At 39.3% G+C, this 11,615-nt stretch carries 10 protein-coding genes; 6 read left to right on the top strand and 4 right to left on the bottom strand.

Going from position 1 to position 11,615, the window contains the following annotated elements:
- The first annotated feature begins 7 nt into the window (after window positions 1-7).
- The 6 genes from sucC (at window position 8) to E0H82_RS00305 (ending at window position 6,757) form a co-directional block, all read left to right on the top strand.
- Window positions 8-1,174, top strand: a complete 1,167-nt coding sequence (sucC, locus tag E0H82_RS00330) for an ADP-forming succinate--CoA ligase subunit beta (RefSeq protein WP_131262487.1) — start codon at window positions 8-10, stop codon at window positions 1,172-1,174.
- Between the two features lie 11 nt (window positions 1,175-1,185).
- On the top strand, window positions 1,186-2,076 hold the full coding sequence (sucD, locus tag E0H82_RS00325; RefSeq protein WP_131262486.1) for a succinate--CoA ligase subunit alpha: 891 nt from the start codon (window positions 1,186-1,188) through the stop codon (window positions 2,074-2,076).
- 132 nt (window positions 2,077-2,208) lie between these two features.
- A complete protein-coding gene (locus tag E0H82_RS00320; RefSeq protein WP_131262485.1) occupies window positions 2,209-2,892 on the top strand; it encodes a response regulator transcription factor in 684 nt (227 codons plus the stop codon).
- 121 nt (window positions 2,893-3,013) lie between these two features.
- A complete protein-coding gene (gene tynA, locus E0H82_RS00315; RefSeq protein WP_131262484.1) occupies window positions 3,014-5,314 on the top strand; it encodes a primary-amine oxidase in 2,301 nt (766 codons plus the stop codon).
- Window positions 5,315-5,384: 70 nt separating this feature from the next.
- Entirely contained in the window at window positions 5,385-6,140 is a 756-nt protein-coding gene (locus E0H82_RS00310; RefSeq protein ID WP_131262483.1) for a TorF family putative porin, read from the top strand.
- Between the two features lie 254 nt (window positions 6,141-6,394).
- Window positions 6,395-6,757 (top strand): hypothetical protein, encoded by a 363-nt coding sequence (locus E0H82_RS00305; RefSeq protein ID WP_228258604.1) that lies wholly within the window; start codon window positions 6,395-6,397, stop codon window positions 6,755-6,757.
- Between the two features lie 17 nt (window positions 6,758-6,774).
- Here the strand turns inward: E0H82_RS00305 and E0H82_RS00300 are convergent, their stop codons facing one another.
- The 4 genes from E0H82_RS00300 to trpS form a co-directional block, all read right to left on the bottom strand.
- Window positions 6,775-7,608, bottom strand: coding sequence for a VOC family protein (locus E0H82_RS00300; RefSeq protein WP_131262482.1), 834 nt, complete (start codon window positions 7,606-7,608; stop codon window positions 6,775-6,777).
- Window positions 7,609-7,726: 118 nt separating this feature from the next.
- On the bottom strand, window positions 7,727-9,436 hold the full coding sequence (locus E0H82_RS00295) for a flotillin family protein (protein WP_131262481.1): 1,710 nt from the start codon (window positions 9,434-9,436) through the stop codon (window positions 7,727-7,729).
- A gap of 24 nt (window positions 9,437-9,460) precedes the next feature.
- Window positions 9,461-10,102 carry a YqiJ family protein gene (locus E0H82_RS00290; RefSeq protein ID WP_131262480.1) on the bottom strand — a complete coding sequence of 214 codons (642 nt, stop codon included), beginning with the start codon at window positions 10,100-10,102 and terminating at the stop codon, window positions 9,461-9,463.
- Window positions 10,103-10,483: 381 nt separating this feature from the next.
- The gene (trpS, locus tag E0H82_RS00285) at window positions 10,484-11,497 is read right to left on the bottom strand and encodes a tryptophan--tRNA ligase (RefSeq protein ID WP_131262479.1); all 1,014 of its coding nucleotides are present in this window, start codon (window positions 11,495-11,497) and stop codon (window positions 10,484-10,486) included.
- Window positions 11,498-11,615: the final 118 nt, after the last annotated feature.

Genomic DNA, 11,615 nt, shown 5'->3' with positions numbered 1-11,615 from the left:
TTAGTCAATGAATCTACATGAGTATCAAGCCAAAGCGTTATTAAAAAAATATGGTATGCCTGTTCAAGAAGGTGTATTGGCAACCAATGCAGAAGAAGCAGTGAAAGCTTTCGAGCAGCTGGGCGGAAAATTCGCGGTCATGAAAGTGCAGGTGCATGCTGGTGGTCGAGGTAAAGCTGGAGGTGTTAAAGTTGTAAAATCCAGTATTGAAGCAGCAGATTATGCAAACCATATCATCGGTACTCGTTTAGTGACTTATCAAACTGATGCTAATGGTCAGCCCGTGAATGGTATCTTGGTTTGTGAGGATGTCTATCCAGTAGAACGTGAGTTATATCTGGGTGCAGTCGTTGATCGTTCAAGTCGCCGTGTAACGTTTATGGCATCGACCGAAGGTGGTGTTGAAATTGAAAAAGTTGCAGAAGAAACCCCAGAAAAAATTATCAAAGTAGAAGTAGATCCATTAGTAGGATTACAGCCTTTTCAAGCACGTGAAGTTGCATTTGCATTGAAATTAAAAGATGGCCAGATTGCACAATTTGTCAAAATTATGACGGCTGCATACCAAGCATTTATTGAAAATGATTTTGCTTTATTTGAGATTAACCCATTATCTGTTCGTGAAAATGGTGAAATCTTATGTGTCGATGCCAAAGTTGGTATTGATTCAAATGCTTTATATCGCTTGCCAGAAGTTTCTGCACTTCGAGATAAATCACAAGAAAATGAACGTGAATTAAAAGCATCTGAATTTGATCTGAACTATGTTGCTTTAGAAGGCAATATTGGATGTATGGTCAATGGTGCAGGTTTGGCAATGGCAACCATGGACATCATTAAACTGTATGGTGGGCAACCTGCAAACTTCCTTGATGTTGGTGGTGGTGCAACTAAAGAACGCGTGATCGAAGCATTCAAATTGATTTTGGCAGATACTTCGGTACAGGGCGTTTTAATTAATATTTTTGGCGGTATTGTTCGTTGTGACATGATTGCGGAAGCCATTATTGCTGCGGTTCAGGAAGTACATGTCAGTGTTCCTGTCGTGGTTCGTTTAGAAGGCAACAATGCGGAATTGGGTGCAAAAATTCTAGATGAATCAGGTTTGAAATTAACTTCTGCAAACGGCTTGGCTGATGCTGCAGAAAAGATTGTTGCAGCAGTAAAAGCATAAGGAGTGCCATCATGAGCGTATTAATTAATAAAAACACAAAAGTATTGGTACAAGGCTTCACAGGTAAAAATGGTACTTTCCATTCTGCACAAGCACTAGACTATGGAACCAAAGTTGTGGGTGGTGTGACCCCAGGTAAAGGCGGCACGACCCATTTAGATTTACCCGTCTTTAATACCATGAAAGATGCTGTGCGTGAAACGCAAGCTGATGCGTCGGTGATTTATGTACCCGCGCCTTATGTACTTGATTCGATTGTTGAAGCTGTCGATTCAGGGGTTGGGCTGATTGTTGTGATTACCGAAGGCGTGCCGACGCTAGATATGTTAAAAGCCAAGCGTTATTTAGAAACGAATGGCAATGGAACACGTTTAGTGGGTCCAAACTGTCCGGGTGTGATTACACCGGGTGAATGTAAGATTGGAATTATGCCGGGTCATATTCATCAACCGGGTCGTATCGGAATTATTTCTCGTTCAGGAACATTGACTTATGAGGCGGTTGCTCAGACCACTAAACTGGGTCTAGGACAATCGACTTGTATTGGTATTGGGGGTGACCCAATTCCAGGGATGAACCAAATTGATGCGTTAAAATTGTTCCAAGATGACCCAGATACAGATGCCATTATCATGATTGGTGAAATTGGGGGCTCGGCTGAAGAAGAAGCAGCTGAATATATTCAGTCGAATGTGTCTAAACCTGTAGTTGGTTACATTGCAGGGGTAACCGCACCAAAAGGTAAGCGTATGGGACATGCTGGTGCGATTATTTCAGGTGGTAAAGGAACGGCTGAAGAAAAATTCGCAGCCTTTGAACGCGCTGGAATGGCGTATACACGAAGTCCTGCCGAGCTTGGTTCTACCATGTTGCAAGTATTGAAAGAAAAAGGTTTAGCTTAATTTTTTTCAGACTGATTGCGTATAGAAAGCGTGTGTTACTTAGGTAGCATGCGCTTTTTTACGGTTATCGCGTTACGTTTGGTATATAAATTGCTCTGAGCAAGTATTCATTCAAAATAGTGTCTTGATACGATGCAAGCGGTAAATTGGAATCAGTTCAGCGAAGAGTTCACCCGTAATATCCAGAAAGTGCTGCCATTTGATGGGTTGGTCGCATTTCAGATCGACTCTGAAACAACAGCGAGTCAATACTCGTTCAAGGGCATACCTTATCAAGCGGTGAATGACTATTTGGGACATATGCAGTATTTTGACCCTGTTCATTTTCGTTTTGCATACCATCAGACCGATATGAAGTTTAGTGTATTACAAGCAGTTGAATCGAATGAAGAATATGATGACTTTAGAAAAAAATGGGATGTAAAAGACACGATTGAACTTTTTTTTAGGCAGAATGGGGTTCCAGTACGTGGTATGAGTTTGGTTCGCTCTTCAGCTTATGCCGAATTTTCCGATCAAGAATTAAAAATGATAGAGTCATTTTATGATTTAACAGCATGTTGTTTTAATCAAATTTATAATGTTTCTAGCCATCAGGTTGGCCTATTTAATGAAGGTTTAACCGAGTCACTGACGCGACAAGAATCTAAAGTATTAGGCTTGTTATGCAAAGGATTAAATAATCAAGCGCTTGCAAATGAAATGCATTGTGGAATATCAACCATAAAAACCCATCTACAGCATATTTATCAAAAAACGCAAGTCAGAAGCCGTCAGGAATTAATGAGCCGAGTACTGTCTGGCTTACATCCTTAATCGATAAAAGTGCAATCTATCTTCAATTTTAAAAATCATCCTTTGGGATGATTTTTTTGTATAGGGAACAGCGTAATTTTTCAGCATAGAAAAACAGTTTGTAAGGCTAAGGAAATCCGAGATGAAAACATTACATTCACAAATGCTGAAAAAATATCTTAAACAAATATCAAATGTTGTTGGTGTTATGGCAATTGGTGCATGTGCAACTCAAGCAATGGCACATGGTGAAGCGGCGAAAATGTTACCGCTACAACAAGCCATGCAATCGGTTGGTGCAACGGTACAGCAAGACCAATATGCCAATGTCTATACCATCAGTAAAAACTCGACCTTAGTCCGAGCAAAACCTAATTCAACGACCATTATGGTGAATGGGAAGCCATTAAAAATTTCAGCGCCAATTATTGTAAAAGATGGTCAAGCTATGGCATCGGCAACATTGGCGAATGAAATTTTCCAATCTGGACTTGATCAAACCTTTCAAGTGGAAACGGTAAAGCATCCGTTAAATACCTTAACGACAGAAGAAATTCAGTCAGTGACTAAAATTATTCAGGTAGATCAACGAGCACCAAAAGCCTTACGTTTCAGTCGTATTCGTTTACAAGAACCTGAAAAAAATGCAGTTTGGAACAGTGTGTTGAATCATACGGAATATAAAGGCCCACGCTTAGCCGAATTTAGTTTATTACAAAGCGATAATATTATTGAGGGTGTGGTTGATCTGAACACACAACAAGTGACGGCTTGGAAGGTCTTGCCTGCAACTCACGGGATGGTGTTGTTGGATGACTTTATGATGGTACAAGAGGTTATTCAGAAGAGTCCAGAGTACAAAGTTGCATTAGCAAAACGTGGCATTACAGATGTGACCAAAGTCGTTGCTACACCGCTGACTGTAGGATACTTTGGTGGTGAAGATGGTTTAAACAAAGAACTTAGCTTACTGAAAATTGTCAGCTATCTCGATGTGGGTGATGGTAACTACTGGGCACATCCAATTGAAAACTTGGTTGCAGTCGTTGATTTAAATAAAAAGAAAATCGTCAAAATTGAAGAAGGCAGTTTAGTGCCTGTACCCATGACACCACGTCCTTATGATGGTCGTGATAAAAAGGCAGAAACACGTAAGCCTTTAAATATTGTGGAACCTGAGGGTAAAAACTACAGCATCACGGGGCAGTATATTCATTGGGGTAACTGGTGCTTCCATGTAGGCCTAGATTCACGTGTGGGTTTACAAGTTGGCACAGTCACTTTTAAAGATAAGGGTGTAAAACGTAAGGTCATGTACCAAGGTAACCTTGGCGGCATGGTTGTACCTTATGGCGATCCAGATATGGGGTGGTACTTCAAGTCTTATCTCGATTCTGGTGAATATGGTATGGGAACATTAACCTCATCCATTGAGCGTGGTAAAGATATACCTGAAAATGCGGTGTTATTGGATGCAGTGATTGCCGACTATGAAGGCAATCCGATTACCATTCCAAATGCAATTGCCGTATTCGAACGCTATGCAGGGCCAGAGTTTAAACATCAGGAAATGGGACAGCCAAATGTCAGCGTAGAACGCCGTGAGCTAGTTGTCCGTTGGATCAGTACAGTCGGTAACTATGACTACATGTTTGACTGGGTCTTCTCAGACAATGGCACCATGGGGATTAATGCGGGTGCTACAGGTATCGAAGCGGTTAAAGGGGTAAAAGCATCAACTATGCATGATGCAACAGCCAAAGAAGACACCCGTTACGGTACTTTGATTGATCATAATATTGTGGGAACAACCCATCAGCATATTTATAACTTCCGTCTAGATTTAGATGTCGATGGTGAGAACAATACACTGACCCATATGAATCCTGTGGTGAATGTCAATAAAAAAGGTGTTCGTAAAAGTGCGATGGAAATCGAAAAGCATGTTGTGAATAACGAACAAGAAGCAGCAGAGAAATTTAATCCATCGACCATTCGTTTAATCAGTAATTATTCGAAAGAGAACAAAGTTGGCAATCCAGTTTCTTATCAACTGATTCCATTTGCTGGTGGTACACACCCAATTGCCAAAGGTGCAAACTTTAGTCCAGATGAATGGTTGTTCAAGCGTTTGAACTTCATGGACAAGCAAATTTGGGTCACCAAATATAATCCTACAGAGTTATATCCTGAGGGTGCATATCCAAACCGTTCTGACAAAGATACAGGCTTGGGGCAATTCGTTAAAAATAACGACAACATCGACAACAAAGACTTGGTGGTTTGGTTAACCACAGGTACAACGCATGTCGCTCGTGCAGAAGAATGGCCAATCATGCCAACTGAATGGGTGAATGTGTTGCTTAAACCATGGAACTTCTTCGATGAAACACCAACATTAAATTTAAATACATCAAAAGACAGCTCGACACATCAACATTAATGCTAGGACAGCAACAAAACATGCCATATCAAAACCTTGATGTGGCAAATCTGAAGATTTGGGGAAATCTATGTTTAAATCATGTGCTCAACAGTTGTTGACAGCGTCACTTTTAATGGCTTCGGCAGCGACTTTTGCTGAAGATGCACCAGAAGTAGTTCCTGCGGTCAGTCTTTCTGGCTCGCTGACCATGGCAACAGACTACCGTTTCCGCGGTGTTTCAATGTCAAATCGTGATCCTGCTATTCAAGGTGCTTTGACTTTTTCGCATAAATCAGGGGCATATCTAAGCTTATGGGCTTCGAATGCGGATGTAGGGGCTGGTGGAAATGTCGAGGCAGATTTTTTTGTCGGTTATATTCTACCCCTCACGGAAAAATCATTTCTAGATATTAACTATGCCGATGTGAATTATCCTGGCACGATTAAAGAATTTCACACCGATTTTAGTGAATTTGGTGTGAACTACAACCATAGTGATTTAATGATAGGTGGTGACTATTTCACAGCTGGCGTGTTTTATTCACCAGAATTTGCATTTAAATCAGGCACAGAAATTTATTTAAATACAAGTTATAAATTCCCAGTGTATAAGAACATTAAACTCGTTTCGAGCTTGGGTTATACCAAACTGGAAGATAATGAACAATTTGCTAAAGCATTTGGTGGCGATGGTCAGCAAGATGATTATTTCGATTATAAAATTGGTTTAGGTGCAGAAGTTTTAGGGTTGAATTCAGAGTTGGTATGGATTGATAATAATATCGATAACGATGCCAATATCATGAAAGGAAGTGTCGTATTTTCTTTGACCAAACCATTCTAATCTAAATAAATTCAATTATTTTAAAGTTAGAAAAGGCTTCATGTTTATGAAGCTTTTTCTGTTGAAAAAAGCAATTTTATTCGCTGTAAAATCAGGGTTGTAGTTTAATCAAGCGTTGTATGTGATGCAGTATAACTATGCTATATTTATGCATAAAATTATATTTTCAAGACACAGTATTGCAAATGTTAAGACTGGTTCATTTGTTCTTTTTTCGGCTATTCATTCTGATTTTTCTATTGATGAATGTTGCTATGGCTGAAAATGCAGATGTACAAATGGATAAATTTATTGGTGATGAAATTTTCAATTATTATCAGCATCTTGCAGAGCAGCATAATGAAGAAGAAAATGATTACAGCGTAGTCAAAAATGACTTTTATGAAAATGAATATATTCGGGTGTTTAATTACACCGCTTATAATTCTGATAATTTCACGAACAAACTTGGCACAGGTCAGTTCAGTAGTTCAGATTTAGATGCCTTAAAAATATCATTTGGTTATGGTATTGAAATTAAAATGAATAAGCGAAATAAACTCGGCTATGAATATCTGTCAAATTTTCCCCATGATCGGGGACAGTTAATCCGATTCTTTTGGGTTCGTTTATTCTAAAATGCGCTAATCATTTCTTATTCAATTTCTGAAATAAGTAGATCTTCTATAATAATTTTTTTCATACGTGTAAGTGTTGAATAGGCTTGGGGGTGAGTCGCTAAGATTTGTGCAAGGTTATCGGGGATCACTTGCCAACTAATACCAAATACATCTTTGCACCAACCACACCAACTTTCCGAACCGTGTTCAGTAAAATAATTCCAGTAATAATCGATTTCCTGCTGTGTTTTACAGGGGATTACAAAAGAAACAGATTCATTAAAATCAAAAATATGCAGATCAGGACTATCTTTTGCTATAAATTTGAGATGGTTCAAGCTAAAAATACTGTTTTGGATTTTTCCTTTCAAGTCTCCAGAAGAGTAGCGAAGCAGTTGATGACGTTGAAATTCTGGGAAAATTTTTTGATAGTATTGCAAGGCTTGTGAACACTGGTTTTGATGGATACCGCAAAATAATAAATTGGGGATAATGTGTTGTTGCGTTTTATCACGGTTATTCAATTGCAATTGCCATGTGTAGCCAAACTGATCTTGAACCCAACCATAATAAGCATTCCAAGAATAATGCCCGAGATCAATAAGACTTGCTCCACCAAGAATGAGTTTTTGCCACAATGCGGTAATTTCTTGGCGGCTATCACAAATGACGGTAAAAGAGATGGCTGGATTAGGCAAAAAATAGGGACCACCATTAATCCCAATAAAGCATTGATTGGACAAAGATGCTTTTACGACAGTCGGATTATGTTCAAGGATCATGCTGTTTGGAAAAACAGAGCAATAGAATTCAAACGCTTCTAACGCTTGATTATCAAACCACAAAGCAGGATAGATCGTAAGATGCATGCATGGTCCTTGTGTTTAGGTCCTATAGGGTTGAATTTTAACTGAGTCTGATCTAGCAATATGTAATATTTTGATGAAAAAAGCGCAACAGAAGTTGCGCTTAACTTAAAACTAGAATTTATACTTTGCTTTGTGGTTTAAGTTGTTGAGTCAAACCATTGATATCACCACCATGAAGCCCGAGTTCACTCATTAGGCTATCAATTAATGGGGCTTGAGAGCGATAGCGTAAAGCACTATTCACAACTTGATCGGACAGCGAAGCAGTTGAATGTTCAGACGTCGATTCATGACCATGAGGATGTGCAACACTTCCTAAACCATTGACCTGCAAAATTTTAATATCATCAATGCCTTCCATTGGTTTAACACTTTCGCGAATAATTTCAGGTAGATATTTAAGTAAAGCCAGTCGAATTTGCATTTCAACTTGCTCAGACGACAAGGTGTTATTCGCCTCGTGCACGGCGCGAGTTCCTTCAGCATCTACTTGATATTGTTTTTCCATGGCCTGTGCTAGTAGAACTTTAGCATCGGCTTCACCTTTGGCGTGTAGGCGGGCTTTTTCAGCTTCCGCTTCCGCAGCAATTCGAATTGCTTCTGCTTCGTCCACAGCAGCTTTTTTACCTGCTTCGGCTGCGACCGTAATTGCAATGGCATCTTTTTCAGCTGCTTGTTTTGCTGCAACCAATTCAACGGCTTTTTCACGTTCAGCACGTTGAGTTTCACGGACGGTGAGAACTTCTTCTTCTGCTTTAACTGCCTGAGCACGAGCTTGGTCTGCTTGAGCTTTGGCTTCTGATTCTGCACGGGACTTTTCAGCAATGGCAATTGCGCGATCTTGTTCCGCCAATTCAATGGTTTTCTTTTGCTCGACTTGAGCTTTTTGAATGAGTTGAGCTTTCAAAATATTTTCATTTTCTACATCACGGGCAGAAGCGATACGCTTTAATTCAACTTCACGTTCAGCAGCAATTTGTGCTTCTTCTGCCTCACGTTTTTTAGCTGCTTCTTGTGCTGCAATTTCAGCAAGTTGTTCAGCTCGACGGACTGAAATTTCGCGTTCTTGTTGTAATTTGGCATATTCTTCTTCACGTAGAATTTGTAAACGTGCTTGCTCGGCTTCCAAGTTTTTAGTTTTAATTGCAAGATCTGCATCTTGTTCAATTACATTACGTTTTTTACGACGGTCTTCAATAGTTTCTGTAAGTTTGGTTAGCCCTTCTGCATCGAATGCATTTTGCGGATTAAAGTATTTAAAACTGGTCTGGTCTAAGCCTGTTAAAGATACAGTTTCAAGTTCTAAACCATTTTTGAATAAATCTTCTGATACGACTTGTTGAACTTTTTGCACAAAATCCACACGCTTCTCGTGTAGCTCTTCCATTGCCATTTCAGCAGCGACCGCACGCAAAGAGTCAACAAATTTACCTTCCACCAAATTCTTCAGTTCATTAGGAGACATGGTTTTTCGACCTAAAGTCTGAGCCGCTGTAGCAATCGATTCAGCGGTTGGTTTTACCCGCACATAAAACTCTGCCATTACATCTACACGCATACGATCACGTGTAATGAGCGCTTGTTCTTCTGCACGAACCACTTCAAGTCGAAGGGTATTCATGTTGACTGGAATAATTTCGTGCAATACAGGAAGAACAATGGCACCACCATTCAAGATGACCTTCTCACCACCAAATCCTGTGCGGACAAATGAAATTTCTTTGCTTGAACGTTGATATAAGCGGGCGACTATAAAGCCAATAGCAATAATTGCGACAAAAATGATGCCTGCAATAACTAACAGATTGATAAGGTTTGAATTTAGCATCGTATACTCAAAATTTAAGTGTTGTTAAGTTTCAGAACGTATGGCTTGAAAGCCAATTTTTGTTTTTTGGGTCAGAATCACTTGCTGACCTTGTTTAAAAGCATCTGCTTGTTCTGGTTCAACCAAAACATAATGAATTTGTCCAAATTGATCTTTGACTTTGGCTTGAGCGGGGGAATGGGGTTTAGCAATACCAATGACAATTACCGCAGTACGACCAACCAACTCTTCACTAAATATTGCTGTGGTTTCGTCTTGTGGTAAAACTCTTGAGACAACTTTCGCAGTGAAACGTACCAATGGCATACACAAGAAGAAGCTGGCGGGTGCTAAGAGCCAAGCACTCCAATAGGTTCCTGTAAATAAGTGAGCAACTGTTTGTAATAACAGCCCAAATAGACCAAAAATGGTAAGAAAGATAATAAACCAAATTAATAAAGGCACACGCCCCAAATATAACCAGTCTAAAACCTGTAACAACCAACTGGCTTCAGTGTCTATATCGACTTCGGGTGAAGTGAGATCAGCGGGTAAAAGTTGATCGAGGATACCTTGAGTGCCACCACCCAATAACAATAAAGTCAGCTCAAAAAAGGCAAAGAGAAAGAGTAGGCATATAGAAATGCTAAAAATGAGATTTGACGGGTGCGTCACAAGTTCCCACATGATCGAATTCTCTTTTTTTAATGTTATTTATAACAAATAAAATACAAATTTGTTCTTTATTGTCTAAGATAGCACCGAAATGAGAATAAGTCTAAAAAACTTTGAGACAAAAAAAATACGCAACGATTGGGGTGATCATTGCGTAGAACAACGAATCTGTTTGCACAGTTCGGTTAAGGAGAAATGTTATCAATTTAGGATTTCCTAAATCATGGGGTAATGATAATCGCAATGGATTTCAAGATCATGAGCAATCACGTTACTTCATGTTAAATAACGTTAATAATGAGAGGATCTTGTGATTAAGTTGGTGGTTTTTTATGCTATAAAAAATTAAAGGCCTTATAAAAGACCTTTAATTGTGATGTAGTTCAAATGAGCTTAGAAGTGGAATACACCTAAACCTGATTTAACTTCATCTAATGTTTGTTGGGTAATATCGCGGCATTTATCTGTGCCAGCCTTTAAAATGTCCATAATATAATCAGGATCTTTGGCAAGCTCGATACGACGTTCACGAATGGGTTCGATCAATTCTTTTAATACCGCTTCCAAGCGTTTTTTCACTGTACCGTCGCCTAAACCACCACGACGATAATGTGCTTTTAACTCTTCGACTTCTTCTTTATTTGGATCAAAAGCATCTAAATAAGTAAATACAATATTCCCTTCGACTTGACCTGGATCTTCAATACGCAGATGGTTCGGGTCGGTATACATCGCATTTACGGCTTTTTTAATGTCTTTATCGCTTGCATCAAGCACAATGGTGTTGCCTAATGATTTTGACATTTTTGCTTTACCATCAAAGCCAGGTAAACGACTCATATTAGAAAGCAGTGCTTTACATTCTGGTAATAGGTCTTGACCGATTTGACGGTTAATACGACGAACAATTTCATTGGTTTGTTCAATCATTGGAATTTGGTCTTCACCAACAGGAACAATAGTCGCTTTGAATGCGGTAATGTCGGCAGCTTGAGCTACTGGATAGCATAGGAAGCCCGCTGGAATATCACGTTCAAAACCACGCATCTGAATTTCAGATTTAATCGTTGGGTTACGCTCTAAACGTGAAACGGTCACGAAGTTGAGATACAACATCGTGAGTTCATTTAATGCAGGTAAGCAAGATTGAACACAGATGGTAGTTTTGGTTGGGTCAATACCAACTGCTAAGTAATCGGTAGCAACTTCAATAATGTTACGACGTACTTTTTCAAAATTGTCGGCATTATCAGTCAATGCTTGTGCATCAGCCAATAAAAGATGTTGATGATGCGAATCTTGTAAACCCACACGTGAACGTAACGAACCAACAAAATGACCTAAGTGAAGTTGCCCTGTAGGACGGTCGCCAGTCAAAATGACTGGGCGATTATCTTGATTACTCATTTTCTTTTCCAAAAAGTAGTGTATTTACTACATCTGCAGTCAATTAATGGGTTACATTGTACGGCATAATTTTTTTTAATGTCAGTCAGAAAAAATAGAAGTAGAAAAAAAATTAATT

The organism is Acinetobacter sp. ANC 4910, assembly GCF_004331035.1.
In the GTDB taxonomy this organism is placed as follows: Bacteria; Pseudomonadota; Gammaproteobacteria; order Pseudomonadales; family Moraxellaceae; genus Acinetobacter.
The sequence above is the reverse complement of the archived record's forward strand: the minus strand, read 5'-3'. Positions and strand labels throughout refer to the sequence as shown.